General features: G+C 72.2%; 13 protein-coding genes. 5 read left to right on the top strand and 8 right to left on the bottom strand.

All coding sequences use genetic code 11. The annotated features are described in order from the left end of the window. The first annotated feature begins 23 nt into the window (after positions 1-23). Positions 24-1,280: a sensor histidine kinase gene (locus tag ACN6LD_RS11735; protein WP_445043138.1), complete on the top strand. Its 1,257-nt coding sequence runs from the start codon at positions 24-26 to the stop codon at positions 1,278-1,280. Beyond that, positions 1,277-1,945: a response regulator gene (locus ACN6LD_RS11740; RefSeq protein WP_445043095.1), complete on the top strand. Its 669-nt coding sequence runs from the start codon at positions 1,277-1,279 to the stop codon at positions 1,943-1,945. The genes ACN6LD_RS11735 and ACN6LD_RS11740 overlap by 4 nt, the downstream gene beginning before the upstream one ends. A gap of 19 nt (positions 1,946-1,964) precedes the next feature. Here ACN6LD_RS11740 and ACN6LD_RS11745 read toward each other — a convergent pair whose 3' ends face one another. Genes ACN6LD_RS11745 through ACN6LD_RS11755 form a run of 3 tightly spaced genes read right to left on the bottom strand, consistent with a single transcriptional unit; the run spans position 1,965 to position 4,847 of the window. After that, complete coding sequence (locus tag ACN6LD_RS11745; protein WP_445043096.1) at positions 1,965-3,053, bottom strand: ABC transporter substrate-binding protein; 1,089 nt, start codon at positions 3,051-3,053, stop codon at positions 1,965-1,967. A 58-nt stretch (positions 3,054-3,111) separates the two neighbouring features. Continuing rightward, positions 3,112-3,990 (bottom strand): ABC transporter permease, encoded by an 879-nt coding sequence (locus tag ACN6LD_RS11750; protein WP_445043097.1) that lies wholly within the window; start codon positions 3,988-3,990, stop codon positions 3,112-3,114. Next, entirely contained in the window at positions 3,987-4,847 is an 861-nt protein-coding gene (locus ACN6LD_RS11755) for an ABC transporter ATP-binding protein (RefSeq protein WP_445043098.1), read from the bottom strand. The genes ACN6LD_RS11750 and ACN6LD_RS11755 overlap by 4 nt, the downstream gene beginning before the upstream one ends. 237 nt (positions 4,848-5,084) lie before the next feature. On the opposite strand from ACN6LD_RS11755, the gene ACN6LD_RS11760 reads away from it, so the two are divergent. Both ACN6LD_RS11760 and ACN6LD_RS11765 read left to right on the top strand, forming a co-directional pair. Continuing rightward, positions 5,085-6,749 carry an ATP-binding protein gene (locus ACN6LD_RS11760; protein ID WP_445043099.1) on the top strand — a complete coding sequence of 555 codons (1,665 nt, stop codon included), beginning with the start codon at positions 5,085-5,087 and terminating at the stop codon, positions 6,747-6,749. Beyond that, on the top strand, positions 6,746-7,435 hold the full coding sequence (locus ACN6LD_RS11765) for a response regulator (RefSeq protein ID WP_445043100.1): 690 nt from the start codon (positions 6,746-6,748) through the stop codon (positions 7,433-7,435). The genes ACN6LD_RS11760 and ACN6LD_RS11765 overlap by 4 nt, the downstream gene beginning before the upstream one ends. Before the next feature lie 68 nt (positions 7,436-7,503). On the opposite strand, the gene ACN6LD_RS11770 is transcribed toward ACN6LD_RS11765, so the two are convergent. From ACN6LD_RS11770 to ACN6LD_RS11790, 5 genes are read right to left on the bottom strand one after another with little or no spacing between them, the layout of a single operon-like run. Then, positions 7,504-8,232: a response regulator transcription factor gene (locus ACN6LD_RS11770; RefSeq protein ID WP_445043101.1), complete on the bottom strand. Its 729-nt coding sequence runs from the start codon at positions 8,230-8,232 to the stop codon at positions 7,504-7,506. Between the two features lie 52 nt (positions 8,233-8,284). Next, entirely contained in the window at positions 8,285-10,927 is a 2,643-nt protein-coding gene (locus ACN6LD_RS11775) for an FtsX-like permease family protein (protein WP_445043102.1), read from the bottom strand. Next, positions 10,924-11,613, bottom strand: a complete 690-nt coding sequence (locus tag ACN6LD_RS11780; protein ID WP_445043103.1) for an ABC transporter ATP-binding protein — start codon at positions 11,611-11,613, stop codon at positions 10,924-10,926. Before ACN6LD_RS11780 ends, ACN6LD_RS11775 begins: the two co-directional genes overlap by 4 nt. Beyond that, a complete protein-coding gene (locus ACN6LD_RS11785) occupies positions 11,600-12,355 on the bottom strand; it encodes an ABC transporter ATP-binding protein (RefSeq protein ID WP_445043104.1) in 756 nt (251 codons plus the stop codon). Before ACN6LD_RS11785 ends, ACN6LD_RS11780 begins: the two co-directional genes overlap by 14 nt. A 5-nt stretch (positions 12,356-12,360) precedes the next feature. Then, a complete protein-coding gene (locus ACN6LD_RS11790; protein WP_445043105.1) occupies positions 12,361-12,993 on the bottom strand; it encodes a hypothetical protein in 633 nt (210 codons plus the stop codon). Between the two features lie 160 nt (positions 12,994-13,153). Here ACN6LD_RS11790 and ACN6LD_RS11795 point away from each other — a divergent pair, with 160 nt between their 5' ends. Further along, positions 13,154-14,473, top strand: coding sequence for a histidine kinase dimerization/phospho-acceptor domain-containing protein (locus ACN6LD_RS11795; RefSeq protein WP_445043106.1), 1,320 nt, complete (start codon positions 13,154-13,156; stop codon positions 14,471-14,473). Positions 14,474-14,476 lie beyond the last annotated feature (3 nt).

A 14,476-nucleotide genomic window follows, 5' to 3' on the forward strand; every position in this document is an offset into this window, starting at 1 on the left:
CCACCACCGACGACATCGGCGGGATGGGGCCGCTGGTCGCCCGGCTAAGCCGGGGCGGCCAGCGGCTGCGGCACGCGGACCGGGCGCATCCATGGGTGCTGGACACCGCGGTGGTGGTGCTGGTCTTCCTGGTGTTCTGCCTGCCGGATCTGCTGCACGGGGGCGCCGGGGACGGCGACGCCCCACGCCGGTTCAGACTCGCCTTCACCCGGCTTCCTCCGCCTGCCATGCTCGCCCTGCAGGCCGGTCTCGTGCTGCCGCTGCTGTGGCGGCGCCGCAGGCCCATGGCGGCCTTCGCCGCCATCACGGCCGTGTTCGTCCTCCAGTGGTCGCTGGGTGCCGCGCTGCGCGCCGACGTCGCCCTGTTCATCGCCCTGTACAGCCTGGCTCTGCACGGGCGGCTGCGGCAGCTGCCGTGGGCCTGCGGGGCCATGGCGGCCGGCATCGTGCTGGTCGCGGTGCGCGCTTCCGCGGCGGTGTCCGTCTGGGACGCGCTGTTCTTCCTGCTGAGCACGGCGACCGCGGCCCTGGCGCTCGGCCTGATGGTACGGACCCGCCGGGCCCAGCTCGCCGGGCTGCGAGACCGGGCCGCCCGCCTGGAGATCGAGCGTGACCAGCGCAGCAGGCTGGCCACGGCCGCCGAACGCACCCGGGTCGCCCGCGAGATGCACGACATCGTCGGCCACAACCTGTCCGTCATCATCACGCTCGCCGACGCGGGCTCCTACGCCACCGACATCGCTCCCGAACGGGGCAAGGAGGCTCTTCAGCTTATCGGCGACACCGGCCGGACGGCCCTCGGTGAGCTGCGGCGCGTGCTGGGTGTCCTGCGGGAGGCGTCCGACGGCCCTGCCGGGGCGCTGGAACTCAGTCCGCAGCCCGGTGTCGGGGACGTCGAAGCGCTGTGTGAGGGTGTGCGCACTGCCGGTCTGGAGGTCGTCTACCGGACCTCCGGCGACGTCGACGCCCTGGACGGCGGGGTACAGCTGACGGTGTACCGCATCGTCCAGGAAGCCCTCACCAACACCCTGAAGCACGCGGCCACCGACTCCCGGGTGCACCTGGCGATCCTCGTCGAGGACAGCCGGCTGAACATCCAGGTCCAGGACACCGGCCCGGCCGTACGGTCCGGGCCGCCGAACGAGGAAGGACACGGCCTGGTGGGCATGCGGGAGAGAGCGGCTCTGTACGGCGGCACCGTGAGCGCGGGGCCGACGGGCGGCGGAGGATGGAGCGTCGAGGCCGTCCTCGACCTCACACCCCAGGGCGGTGACCGATGACCACCGTCCTCATCGTGGACGATCAGCCGCTGCAACGCTACGGCTTCCACCTCCTCCTGGACTCCGTCGCCGAGACCGACGTCGTCGGGGAGGCCGCCCACGGCGCCGAGGCTGTTCGCAAGGCCGCCGAACTGCGCCCGGACGTCGTCCTGATGGACGTCCGCATGCCCGGCATGGACGGCATCGAGGCCACCCGTCGCATCGTCGCCGCCGGCGGCCGCTCGCGCGTCCTGGTACTCACCACCTTCGACCTGGACGAATACGTCCACGCCGCCCTCCGTGCCGGCGCCAGCGGCTTCCTCCTCAAGGACGCGCGCCCCGAGGAGCTCCTCGCCGGCATCCGCGCCGTCGCCTCCGGCGACGCCGTCATCGCGCCCGCCCTCACCCGCCGTCTCCTGGAGGAGTACGCCCGCTACGTCCCCGCGCACCGCGCGGACCCTGCCGAGGACCCGGGACTCGCCTCACTCACCGACCGCGAGCGAGAGATCCTCGTCGCCGTCGGCAAGGGCTGGACCAACGGTGAGATCGCCGCCCGGTTCGTCCTGTCCGAGTCCACCGTCAAGACGCACGTCGGCCGCGTCCTGGCCAAGATCGGAGCCCGCGACCGCGTCCAGGCCGTGATCTTCGCCTACGACCGAAGGCTCGCCCGGCCCAACGAGGACTGAACCGAGGAACGGTGGCCGGTCAGGACGCGCTCATGGCCGGGGTCGTGGTGGTCTTGAAGCCCTCGGTCTTGTTGGCCTGGACGGCGAAGTCATTGGTGAACGTCTTGCTGAGGTCCACCGACGACTTCACGTTGCCGACCAGTTGCTCGGTGGCCAGCGAGGTCTTCGGGCCGCCGGCCGGCATCAGGCCGTCGGGGAGGAACTGGCCCTTGTCCTCGTTCAGGGCCGAGATGTAGTCGGCCTTGGTCACCAACTGGTTCGAGACGTACGACGCCGGCAGCTTGTTCGCGATGTCGGCGGCGCTGTGGGTGTTGATCCAGTGCATGGTGGCGACGAGCGCGTCGACGACCTTCTGCACGGTGGCCTTGTGCGAGTTCACCCAGTCGGTGAGGGCGAGCACACTGGCCGCGGGATAGGCGCCGCCCATCGCCGCCGTGGCGCCGGAGGTGGTGGCCAGGTCGATGGCGGAGGAGCCGACGCCCTTCTTCTGGATCGCGGCCACCGTCGGCTGCGTCGTCATGACACAGTCGACCTTGCCCTTCTGCAGCGCGGCGACGGCGGTGGACCCCGCGCCGACCGCGATCCGGTGGAACTGGCTGGTCTTGACGCCCTGCTTGGCGGCCAGGAACTGGGTGAGGGTGTCGGTGCCCGACCCCAGGTCGGTGACGCCGAGGGTCTTTCCCTTGAAGTCGGAGCCCGAGTGGACGCCCGACTTCGTGGTGCACATCTCGCGCTCGCCCGGCGCGCCGGAGAGCTGGACGACGTCCTCGACCGCCTTGCCCTTCGCCTGGAACTCGATCGTGTGGTTGTACCAGGCGCCCGCCATGTCCACCTGCCCCGAGGCCATGGCTTCCTCGGCGCCGACACCGCCGTCCTGCTCGGTGCTCAGCTGGACGTCGACGCCGTACTTCTTGTAGAAGCCGAGCTGCTGGGCGAGCTGGTACGGGAGGTAGATCTGCTTGTCGAGGCCGCCGGCCATGAGCTTGACGGTCGGAACGGAACCCGAACCGCCGGTCGAGGCGGACGAGGTGCTGGAACAGGCGCTGACGGCGCCGAGGGCGAGGACGGTGAGGACGGACGCGGCGACGGCGACGGGTCGTCTGGACATGGCTGACCACATTCCTTTGCTACAAGTCTGTGATGAAGTAGAGGGAAGTGCTGTGTTCTCAGAGGGAGTTGGCCGCGGACGGAGCCGGTGGGCGCCAGGACAGCAGCCGGTGTTCGAGCTTGCCGATGAGCCACTCGGCGCCGAGCACGATGACCGAGATGACGAGCATCGTGGCGAACACGCCGTTGGGGTCGAAGTTGTTCTGTGCGGTCTTGATGACCAGGCCGAGACCGCTCTGCGCGCCGAGCACCTCGCCGACCAGCGCGCCGACGATGGCGAAGCCGAAGGCGCTGTGCAGGCTGGCGATGATCCAGGTGAGCGCGGACGGCACGATGACGTGCCGGGTGATCTGCGTCTGTGAGGCGCCGAGCACCTTCGCGTTGGCGAGGATGTTGCGGTCGACCTCACGCACGCCCTGGAAGGCGTTGAAGAAGACGATGAAGAACACCAGCACCGCGGCGAGCAGGATCTTCGGCAGCACGCCGATGCCGAACGCGACGATGAAGATCGAGCCGAGGACGATCCGCGGGATCGCGTTGACCATCTTGATGTAGGGGCCGAGCACGTCGGCGAGGAAGCGGCTCTGGCCGAGCGTGACGCCGAAGACCACGCCGGTGACCGCCCCGAGGGCGAAGCCCGCGAGCGCCTCCTGGATGGTGGTCCAGATGTTGGCGTAGAAGGACCCGAACTCGGTGCCGTTCCGGAAGAGGTCGACCAGCCGCCTGGCGATGCCGGACGGCTGCCCGAAGAAGAACGGGTCGACGACGCCCCAGGTGGTGAACGCCTGCCAGCCGCCGATGACGACGGCCGCGAGGCCGATCCGGGCCGCCCACACCTGCGCGGTGCGCCGCCGGGCGGCCCGCTTCGCGGCGACAGCGGCCGAGGACGGTGCGCCGCCCTTGACCAGCGTGGCGGGAACTGCGGACGTCGTGCTCATGCCGTACCTCCTGCGGTGCGGGCGTAGGCGCGCTCCACCTCCTCGCGCAGCGTTTCCCAGATCTGGTGCTGAAGGTCGATGAAGCGGGGCTGGAAGCGGATCTCCTGGACCGCGCCGCGCGGGCGCGGCAGATCGATGTCGAAGACCGCCTTGACCGACCCGGGGCTGGACGTCATGACGACGACCCGGTCGGCCAGTGCCACGGCCTCGTCGAGGTCGTGGGTGATGAAGATGACCGACGGACGGATCTGCTCCCACAAGCCGAGCAGTTCGGTCGACATGATCGCCTTGGTCTGCACGTCCAGGGCGCCGAACGGTTCGTCCATGATCAGGATCTTGGGCTCGTTGATCAGCGCCGCGGCCATCGCCACGCGCTTGCGCATACCACCGGAGAGTTGGTGCGGGTATCGGTCCTCGAACCCCGTCAGACCCACCCGGCGTAGCCAGTCGCGTGCCGACGCCTGCGCCTGCTGCTTGGGGACGCCGCGGAAGACCGGGCCCATCAGGACGTTGCCGAGGACGGTCTTCCAGGGCAGCAGCGCGTCGGTCTGGAACATGAAGCTGACGCCGTCGGCGACGCCGTCCACTTCACGGCCGCCGACCTTGACCGAGCCCTCGCTGGGCCGGTCGAGCCCGGACACCATGCTCAGCGTCGTCGACTTGCCGCAGCCGGTCGGGCCCACCACCGCGCAGAACTGGCCCGGCTCCACGGTGAAGGAGACGTCCTCAAGCGCCGTGAACACCTCACCCGTAGGAGTCAGAAATCGTTTGGTGAGTCCTGAAATCTCGACTCGAGCGCTGTCCCGGCCGACTTTTGCGGCGACCGGGCTCACCGCGACGTCATTTCGCGAAGCCATCTGAGACTGTCTCCTTTCCTCACCTCGGAGGTCGAGGAAGGCAGACGCTAAAGGCCGCCCCGTATTACGTCGCTGTTTCACACGTATCTCGCGATAGTCGTGTTAACAGGGGTTCTGCGCGTTCTGCTCAGTAGGCCGGGGGGTGGGCAGAATGTCCTCGGTGGGACACAATCACGCCACCACGGGTACGGCGCAGGGGCCGTACCCGGCAGCACGACAAGGGCGTAGGCACCTGTGATGCCCATCCGTATCCGGATCGGCCGCGGCGGGAAGGGGAGGCTCTCCGCGCGGATCCTGGCCAGCCAGCTGGTCATCCTGACTCTGACCGGAGCCATCGGCTTCGTACTGTTCGCGTTCGCCCAGCGGGGCGAGATCGACCGCGCCTACGAGCAGCGGGCACTGGACATCGCGCAGACCACCGCCGCCGAGCCGCAGATCCGGCAGGCCGTGGCGCACGGGGGCGGCGGCGGGATCGTGCAGACCGTCGCCGAACGGATCCGCAAGGCGTCGGGGGCGTCGTACGTGGTCGTGATCGACCTGCACGGAATCCGTCACTCGCACCCCGACCCGGCGCTGATCGGCGAGCCGGTGGGCGATCCCATCGCGGTGCTGGACGGCCGCCCCCACGTGGGTTCCGACCAGGGCGCGACCGGGCGGTCCGCCAACGGCAAGGCTCCTCTGTACGGGCCCACGGGCACGCTGGTCGGCGAGGTGTCGGCCGGTATCCCGGAACACGATGTGCTCGGCGAGCTGTGGCGGGAGCTGCCCACCTTCGGCCTGTATGCCGCGATCGCCGTCGCCCTCGGCTCGACGGCAGCGTTCCTGCTGGCCAGGCGGCTGAAACGGTCGACCTTCGGGCTGGAGCTGGAGGAGATCGCCGGACTGCTGCAGGACCGCGAGGCCATGCTCCACGGCATCAGGGAGGGCGTGATCGCCTTCGATCCCGACGGCAGGATCACCGTGGTCAACGACGAGGCCCGCACCCTGCTCGGCCTCGGCGCGGCGCTCGGCAGCAGGCTCGATGAGGTGTTGCCCGACGGGCGGCTGCGCCGCGCCCTGGACGGCACCCTGACCGGCGCCGACCTCAGCGTGCTGACCGACGACCACTGCCTGGTGGTCAACCGGATGCCGGTGACACTGCACGGCCGAGAGCTGGGCGCGGTGGTCACCGTCCGCGACCGCACCGAGCTGATCGGGCTGCTGCGCGAACTGGACTCGGTGCGCGGACTGACCGACGCCCTGCGCGCCCAGCAGCACGAGTTCACCAACCGCATGCACACCGTGGCCGGGCTGCTGGACATCGGAGACCACGACGCCGCCTTCGAGTACGCGGTCGAATCGGCCGGCGCCGATCAGGCGCTGACCGAGTCCGTACGCGAACGGATAGGCAACGCGCTGCTCGTGGGGCTGATCGTCGCCAAGACCACGGTGGCCGCGGAACGCGGGGTGCAGGTGACGCTCAGCGACGACTCCGCGCTCGGCGAGGACCCGCCGCACCTGCGGCGGCTGCTGACCATCGTCGGCAACCTCCTGGACAACGCCATCGACGCGGCGGCCGGCGGACCACCCCCGGCGGGCAGCCGCCAGGTGCGGCTCTCCCTGATCGAGGCCGTCGACCAGGTGTTCGTCCGGGTCTCGGACAGCGGCCCGGGGATTCCCCCTGGAGCCGCCGAAACGATCTTCGAGGACGGCTGGTCGACCCGGCCGGACCGCGGCACCGCCCGGCGCGGACTCGGTCTGGCCCTCGTCCACCGGCTGGCCCAGCGACACGGCGGCACCATCACGGCCAGCGAGGGTCCGGGCGCGGTCTTCACCGTCGTGCTGCCGGTGCCGGACGCCACCGCCCTCCCGGCGGACGAACAGTTCACGACGGCCTCGCCGTCAGGAGGTGACCGCGGATGATCCGGATCCTGGTGGTGGACGACGACTTCCACATCAGCCACATCCACTGCGACTACGTCTCCCGCGTCGAGGGCTTCGAGGTGATCGGCCGGGCGGCGACCGTGGCCGAGACGCTGGACGCGGTGCGCACCCTCCACCCCGACCTGCTGCTGCTCGACGTCTTCCTGCCGGACGGCAGTGGACTCGACGTGCTGCGGCAGCTCAGCGCGGACGAGGGCGGCGCCCGCCCCGACGCGATCATGATCACCGCCGACCGGGACATCACCTCGGTACGGACCGCCATGAAGCTCGGTGCCGTGGGATACCTGGTCAAGCCGTTCGGCGCCACCGACCTGGCCGAGCGGCTCACCGCCTACCGCGAACTCCAGCACCGCGTGGACGCCCTCGGACTGGCCCCCCGCACCGACCAGGCCGACGTGGACGCCCTCTTCAGCGCCGCCCGGCCACCGGCCGTCCCCCGGGTCCCGGCCAAGGGCCACTCCGCGCCGACCCTCGCCCTCCTGCACCAGGTCCTGCGCGACGCCCACGACCCCCTGTCCGCGGCCCAGGCCGCCGAACTCACCGGCGTCTCCCGCGCCACGGCCCAGCGGTACCTCTCCTACCTCGTACGGGAGGGTATGGTCCGGCTCGAACTACGCTACGGAGCCACCGGCCGGCCCGAACACCGCTACCGGATCGTGCACTGAGGATCCGCCTCGGATGCCCGCGTCCCACCGGCGTACCGGGCCGGCGTGCGCCGTGCGGGTGGGGCCCGTCAGAGTTCCAGGCGGTAACCGTGCCCCCGCAGGGTGGTGATGCGGGGCAGGCTGCTGGGGCGGGCCGAGGTGGCGGCGGCCTGCGTGAGGCGGCGGCGCAGGCCGGCCATGGTGACGTCGAGGGTCTTGGTGGAGCCGAACCAGTTCTCGTCCCAGACCTGTGCCATCAGGGTCTCCCGGGAGACGGCCTCCCCCGCATGCCGGGTCAGGACGGCGAGCAGGTCGAACTCCTTGGGACGCAGCTCGACATCCTGGTCGTGCAGTATGCAGCGGCGGGCGACGCCGTCCAGGACGAGGTCGGCCAGCCGGACGGGTTCCTGCGGCGGCGTGGCGACGACCCTGCGCCGCAGATGGGCGCGGAGCCGGGCGAGCAGCACGGTCAGGCCGAACGGCTTGACGAGGTAGTCGTCGGCCCCCGCGTCCAGCCCGGCGATGACGTCGATGTCGTCGGTGCGGGCCGTCAGGATGACGATCAGCAGGTCCGGGTGGCGGGCTCGCAGGGTGCGGGCGACGTCCAGACCGTCCATGTCGGGCAGCCCCAGGTCGAGCAACAGCACGTCGTACGGGGTGCGCGCGGCCTCGGCCAGGGCCGCGGAACCCGTCCGGCTCCAGGTCGGTGTGTAGCCGTTGCCGCGCAGGCCGGACTCCAGATGGCGGCCGATGGTGTCGTCGTCCTCGACGACGAGGATGCGATGGCGGCTGCGGTCGGCGTTCGCGTGCGTGCGCATGCTGGACAGCCTAGGAGCGGGCGAGCCGCTCGGCCCGCCCGCTCCCGGCCGCTCACAGATCACGCAGTTCCTCCACGGCGGGCCGGCCGGCGCTGCGGATGCCGTTCAGCGCGGCGCCCAGTACGGCGACGACGGCCGCGCCCGCCGTCAGGGCCAGGTAGCCGCCCGGCACCGACAGGCTCGCGGGCGGCGGATCGAAGACGCCCGTCAGGACCTTCACGAGCATCTCGGACAGCGCCCACCCGATGAGAGCGCCCCCGGCGAGCCCGCCGGCGGCCAGCAGCAGGGCCTCGGTGAGGACCATGCCGCGCAGTTGGCCGCTGCGGGCGCCGAGGACGGTGGCGACGGCGAAGGTGCGGCGGCGTTCGGCCAGTCCGAGGGCGAGGACGAGGCCGCCTGCTCCGGCGGCCAGCAGGACGGCGAAGGCGAGTTCGACGCGGGTGAGCCCGGCCAGGTCGACGGAGGTGAGGCTGGTGCCGACCGTGCCGCGCGTCTGCGTGAGGTCGGTGACCGTGGCACCGGTGCCGAGCCGCTCGCGCAGATGTGCGGCGATCTGCCGCTGGTGGCTGCCTCCCGTGTCGAGCAGGAAGGCGCCGACCGCGTCGCTGCCGGTCGCCTTGGCCACGTAGGCCGCGTTGGCGACGAAGAAGCTGTCCTTCGGCGCGGTCGGGAACTCCTTGACGATCCCCGCGTAGTGGAAGGGCACGGTACGCAGTGCCTTCGTACGGGCGTCCTGGACGCGGAGGTTGACGGTGTCACCGGGGGAGAGCTGGAAGTCGTGCACGGTCTCCGCGCTGACCAGCAGGTTGTCGGGGTGCTGGGTGAGCCGCCGCATCAGCTGCCCGGCGGTGCCGCCCGCGAAGTAGGCGTCCTGGAGCGAGGTCGCCTTCGCGACGGTGGCGGGCCGGACGCCGTAGAGGTCCTGGAGGTCGGCGCCGACATAGGCGTAGCGGTGCTGGACAGGCTCGACGTGCCGGACGCCGGAGACCTTCAGGCTGCCCGCCGCGCTCGGCGGGATCTGCGCGCCGGGCGGCTCGGTGACGGTGACGTCCGCGCCGTTGGTGAGGCGGGCGTCGACCTCGGACTGCTGGCGGTAGGTGGAGTTGAAGACGGCCGTGGAGATCGCGAACGACACGGCGAGGGCGAGCAGCACCACCGAGCGGGCCAGCGGACGCCGGCGGCGCGACAGCACGGCCGCCGTGGTCGTGGCGAGGGTCGCGGTCAACGGACGGGCGAGGTGGGCCAGCGCCGGTCGGCCGTGGGCGAGAGCCAGCAGGGTCAGCCGCCACAGCAGCAGTGCCGCGCCGAGCCACAGAAGCGCGGGGCCGAGGAACGCCCAGTAGGAGACGGAGACGCTGGGCACGCCCTCCGGAGCGAGGACGAGGGCGTACTGGTTGCCGGAGGAAGCGCGGAAGACCAGCCACGAGCCGATCAGCAGGGCGAAGTCCAGGCCGTACCGCAGCCACCAGGGTGAACGGGTTCCGCCCGGCTCCTTCCCGGTGTCCGCGACGGTCACCGTGCGCAGGTCCCGCAGGGCGGGCACGAGCACCGCGCCGGCGGCCACGGCCACGCCGAGGACGAAAGCGACGGCGTACCAGAGCGCCCAGGTGCCCGCGTTCGCCCCGAAGGAGGCGGTGCCGAACGCGATACGGCCGGTCAGCGCGGCGAGCCCGAGACCCGCGAGGCCGCCGACCACCCCCACCGGCGCGGCCTCCAGGCCCGCGAGTGCGGTGATCTGACGGGGCCGCAGCCCGCGCAGCCGCAGCAGCCCCTGCTCCCGGCGGCGCCGTTCGCCGTCGGCCGAGGCGACCGCCGCGGTCAGGGCGGCGGCCAGGACCGCGCCTGGGACACCGAGGAAGAGGAAGAGGATCTGGGCGTAGAGGGCGTCCTGGCGGGCGGAGTCGAGCGCGGCGCCGAGATTGTTGCCGACCAGCGCGGTGCCCGCCGACCTGGCCTCCAGGTTGTGGGCGGCGCCGGTCACCGAGGAGAACGCGGCGGCCGGGTCGGACGGCAGCTTCGCGTCGCGGGCCACGTGGATCTGCGTGGTGACGTCGGTGGCTCCCCGGGTGAGGGATGCGAACCGCGCGGCGGGCAGGAGCACCACGTTGTCCGGCGGAGCGGCCGGCTGGGACTGTGCGGGCGCGCCGACCTTCTGGAACAGCGAGTCGGCCTGGGGCAGGTCGACCACGCCGTCCACTCGCACCTGCCGCAGCCCGGCGCCCGGCAGCCGTACGCCGATGGTGTCGCCGGGGGCCGCGTGCAGGTTGGAGGCGGTCTGCTGGGCGAGCAGGACGCCGGTGCCGGAGCCGGAGAGCGTGCGCAGCTCGCCGGGGAACCAGGTGCCATAGCCGGCCGGGAGGCCGAGCGCGACGCCGGGGCCGGTGGTCTGGGTGCTGCCCTGGACGGTGGCGGTGAAGCCGGTGGTGCGGGCGAAGCCGACGGGCAGCGCGGCCTGTGTGCCGGGGGTGGCCCGCACCAGCGCCCGGACGACGTTCGGGTCGGCGCCGGGCTGTGCCTCGACCTGCCAGTCCACGGCGACCGAGCGCACTGCCCGCTGGGTCATGGTCGCCTTGGACGCGGTGAGGAAGGAGCCGAGCGCGGCGACCAGGCCGACGGCGAGGGCGATCCCGGCGACGGCGGCGAGGAGCCGTCCGATGCGGTGGCGGGCGAGTCCGCCCGCCCAGGTGGTGATCATGACAGGCTCCCTCGTGGGTCCGGCGCGTCCGCTGACCCGGGTGCGAGCAACCGGCCCTCGCGCATGATCCGGCGGACGGTGAGCCGGGCGGCGACGGCCGGGTCGTGGGTGGTGACGACGAGGGCCGCGCCCGTCCGGTCGGCCGCCGCCAGCAGGGCGTCCAGGACTCGTCCGCCGGTGGTGCGGTCGAGGCGGCCGGTGGGCTCGTCGGCGAGGATCAGCCGGGGCGACTGTGCCAGGACGCGGGCCACGGCCACCCGCTGGGCCTGACCCCCGGAGATCTCGTCGGGCAGCCGGTCGGCCAGCCCGGCCGCGCCGACCACGTCGAGCGCCTCGGCGACCGGGCGGCGGGTCTCCTCCACCCGCGGTCCGGCGAGCATCAGCGGCAGCGCGGTGTTCTCGGTGACATCCAGAGCGGGGATGAGGCTGTCGGCCTGGAAGACGAGACCGATGTCCCGCGGCCCGTCGAGTCCGGGCCGGTCGATCGTTCCGCTGGTGGGGCGTTCCAGCCCGGCCAGCAGATGCAGCAGGGACGACTTCCCCGACCCGGACGGGCCCACGACCGCCAGCCGGTCGCCGCAGCGGACGTCCAGGTCGGCGCCGTGCACGGCCACCACGGCGCCGGGGCCCCTGCCGAAGGTGAGCGCGACTCCCCGGCAGGAGACGAGCAGGTCAGCGGTGGACATGACCGTCCCCCTTCGTATGCACGGTTCCCTCGTCCCCCTTCGTATGCACGGTTCCTTCGTGCCCCTCGTGAACCCGCCCGTCGTCCAGTGCGATCACCCGGTCGGCGCCCCGCACCGCCTCCGCGCTGTGCGTCACGATCAGCACCGCGCAGCCGTCCGCCGCCCGGTCCCGCAGCATCCGCAGCACCAACTCCTCGGTGCCGCCGTCGAGTTCGCCGGTCGGCTCGTCGGCCAGCAGCACGGCCGGGGAGTTGGCCAGCGCGACGGCCAGTCCGGCGCGCGCCAGCTCACCGCCGGACAACTGCCGCGGCAGCGCGCTCGCCCGCTGCCCGAGCCCCACCTGCTCCAGCAGCGCCTCGGCCCGCACGGCGGGCCGGCCGCGCACCGCGTGCTGGGCGAGTCGGATGTTGTCGCGCACGGACAGATGCGGCAGCAGGTTGCGGGACTGAAGGAGCACGCCCAGATGCCGGGCGCGCAGCCGGGCGCGCTCGGTCTCGGGCCGGTGGCTGATCCGTACCCCCGACACCCGGACCTCGCCGCCCGACGGCTCGTCGAGGCCGGCCAGGCACGCCAGCAGGGTCGACTTGCCCGCCCCTGAGGGGCCGACGACGGCGACCGTCTCACCCTGCCGCACCCGCAGCGACACCCCGCGCAACGCGAGCGTCTCCTCCTCGCCCGCCCGGTAGAAGCGGTACAGCTCCCGGGCGGCCAGCACCCCGTCGTCGTTCGTACCTGCGGGCATCGCACTCACCGCCACGCAAGCGAGTCGCTGACGGTCCGCCACGGATCGACGTTGTCGGCGTTCACCGGGCCGGACAGCGTCAGGTCCACCTCGTGGCCCTGCCGGTAGAAGGCGTACCGCTCGAACGCGTCCCGCACCACTTTGCCGGTGACCGGATCCTTGGCCGAGTCGCCCTGATAGGTGAGAAGGACGACCTGACCCGCGTGACGGGTCACCTGCGAGACCTTCGGGGACGCGAAATTCGGCACCTGGGTGCGCAGTCGGGGTACGACGGTGTTCGTGAGCGAGGTGACGGTCGGCGCGGTGGTGGCGGCGGCCGTCGTGATCTGGACGCTGTTCAGTTTGTCCGTGAACACGGTCGTGGCGCCCTTGCCTGTGCGGGCCCAGCCCTCCGGCACCTTCACCGTGAATGCGGTGAACCCGCTGGTGGGCCGGTAGGCCACGAAGACCTGGTTGTCGGGGATGTCACCGGGCGGGTTCGACTCGGTGGGCGCCGGACTGGGCTGCGCCGGCGACGTGGACGACACCGTGGAAGCCGAACCGGACTGCGTCCCGGACGACGATCCGGAACACCCCGCGATCACCGCGGCGACCACCGTCACTACGACGACGCCGGCGGAAGTACGTGCGTACGACATGGTCACTGCCCTCCCGAGGAACTGCCGGGGAACTGTCTTCCGGTCATGCCACCGACGCTAGGAGGCCGACGGTTAACGCCCCGCACGCCGACGGTTAGACGACGGCAAAAGCGCGTGGCGCACCGCGCACGGGCCGGTCGGGGGGCCGCAAGATGGGGGCATGAGACAGCGCGTGGTGCGAGTCGCCCTCACCGCCGCCCTGGTCGCCGTCGTCCTCCTCGCCGTCCCGCTGGCCCTGGCGATCAGGTCGTCCCTGTACGCCGACCAGCGCGACACCCTGGAACGGGCGGCGCTGTCCGGCGCCGTGCGCGTCAGCCCGGACTACACGACCGGCGACCCAGTGGAACTGCCCGCGCCCCCGGCCGGCGGGCGCCTCGGACTGTACGACCTCGGCCTGCGGCTGCGGGCCGGCACCGGCCCCCGTACCGGCGACAGCGCCGTGCGACGGGCACTGGCCGCGGAGGTGGTGCGCGGCCGGTCGGGCGGTGACCTGGTCGTCGCCGTGCCCGTCTCGCACGCCGAGCGGGTGATCGGCGTCGTACGGGCCTCCTCACCGGCATCCGCCGTACGCGACCGTTACCTGCTCGCCTGGGCTGTCCTTGCCGGAGTCTGTGCCCTCGCGCTGACGGTGGCCGTCCTCGTCGCCCGTCGGCAGGCGCGGGTGCTGGCCGTGCCGCTGGAGGACCTCTCCCGCCACTGCCAGGCCGTCACCGCCGGTGACCTGAGCGCCCGGGCAGCCCCCAGCAGCGTCGCCGAGATCGACCAGGTCGCGCACACCCACAACGAGATGCTGCACAGCCTGACCGAACTCCTGCGCCACGAAAGGGACTTCACCACCAACGCCTCCCACCAGCTACGCACCCCGCTGACCGGGCTCCAGCTCACCCTGGAGGCGGGGCTCGCCCAGGACGACGACGCCCGGACGCGGGCGGCCCTGGAGGAGGCACTGGCCACCACGCGCCGCCTGCACGGCACGGTGGAGGAGGTGCTGCGCCTGTCCCGCTCCCGCGGCCTGCCGCGCCGGCCCGCGCCGGACACCTCCGTGCCACGGCTGCTGCGCGAGATCGAGGTGCGGTGGCACGGAATGTTCGCGCGCGACGGCAGACGCCTGGAGTGCGCGACCGTCGATGCGGCCGACGACGCCCGCGTCCCCGGCGTCCCCGTCACCGAGATCCTCGGCGTCCTGTTGGACAACGCCCGCGTCCACGGGCACGGCACCGTACGACTCACGGCCCGCGACCTCGGCGAAGCCGTCGCCTTCGACGTCACCGACGAGGGCGCCGTGGACGGCGAGGCCGGCCGGCTGTTCGATCGCGGTCACACCGGCCCGGAACCGGGCTCCGGCATCGGGCTGTCCCTCGCCCGCGACCTGGCCGTCTCCCTCGGCGGCAGACTCTCCCTGACCGGCCGCCGCCCGGCCGCCTTCACTCTGCTCGTCCCCGTACGCCATGAGGAAGCCGACTCCGAGGACGGTTGCTGAAGA

Source organism: Streptomyces sp. SAS_272, from assembly GCF_052543235.1.

What these genes read in the sequence shown, in the direction of transcription:
- ACN6LD_RS11735 (WP_445043138.1), top strand. Translation starts at nt 24, where the DNA reads ATGGGGCCGCTGGTCGCCCGGCTAAGCCGGGGCGGCCAGCGGCTGCGG.
- ACN6LD_RS11740 (WP_445043095.1), top strand. Translation starts at nt 1,277, where the DNA reads ATGACCACCGTCCTCATCGTGGACGATCAGCCGCTGCAACGCTACGGC.
- ACN6LD_RS11745 (WP_445043096.1), bottom strand. Translation starts at nt 3,053, where the DNA reads ATGTCCAGACGACCCGTCGCCGTCGCCGCGTCCGTCCTCACCGTCCTC.
- ACN6LD_RS11750 (WP_445043097.1), bottom strand. Translation starts at nt 3,990, where the DNA reads ATGAGCACGACGTCCGCAGTTCCCGCCACGCTGGTCAAGGGCGGCGCA.
- ACN6LD_RS11755 (WP_445043098.1), bottom strand. Translation starts at nt 4,847, where the DNA reads ATGGCTTCGCGAAATGACGTCGCGGTGAGCCCGGTCGCCGCAAAAGTC.
- ACN6LD_RS11760 (WP_445043099.1), top strand. Translation starts at nt 5,085, where the DNA reads ATGCCCATCCGTATCCGGATCGGCCGCGGCGGGAAGGGGAGGCTCTCC.
- ACN6LD_RS11765 (WP_445043100.1), top strand. Translation starts at nt 6,746, where the DNA reads ATGATCCGGATCCTGGTGGTGGACGACGACTTCCACATCAGCCACATC.
- ACN6LD_RS11770 (WP_445043101.1), bottom strand. Translation starts at nt 8,232, where the DNA reads ATGCGCACGCACGCGAACGCCGACCGCAGCCGCCATCGCATCCTCGTC.
- ACN6LD_RS11775 (WP_445043102.1), bottom strand. Translation starts at nt 10,927, where the DNA reads ATGATCACCACCTGGGCGGGCGGACTCGCCCGCCACCGCATCGGACGG.
- ACN6LD_RS11780 (WP_445043103.1), bottom strand. Translation starts at nt 11,613, where the DNA reads ATGTCCACCGCTGACCTGCTCGTCTCCTGCCGGGGAGTCGCGCTCACC.
- ACN6LD_RS11785 (WP_445043104.1), bottom strand. Translation starts at nt 12,355, where the DNA reads ATGCCCGCAGGTACGAACGACGACGGGGTGCTGGCCGCCCGGGAGCTG.
- ACN6LD_RS11790 (WP_445043105.1), bottom strand. Translation starts at nt 12,993, where the DNA reads ATGTCGTACGCACGTACTTCCGCCGGCGTCGTCGTAGTGACGGTGGTC.
- ACN6LD_RS11795 (WP_445043106.1), top strand. Translation starts at nt 13,154, where the DNA reads ATGAGACAGCGCGTGGTGCGAGTCGCCCTCACCGCCGCCCTGGTCGCC.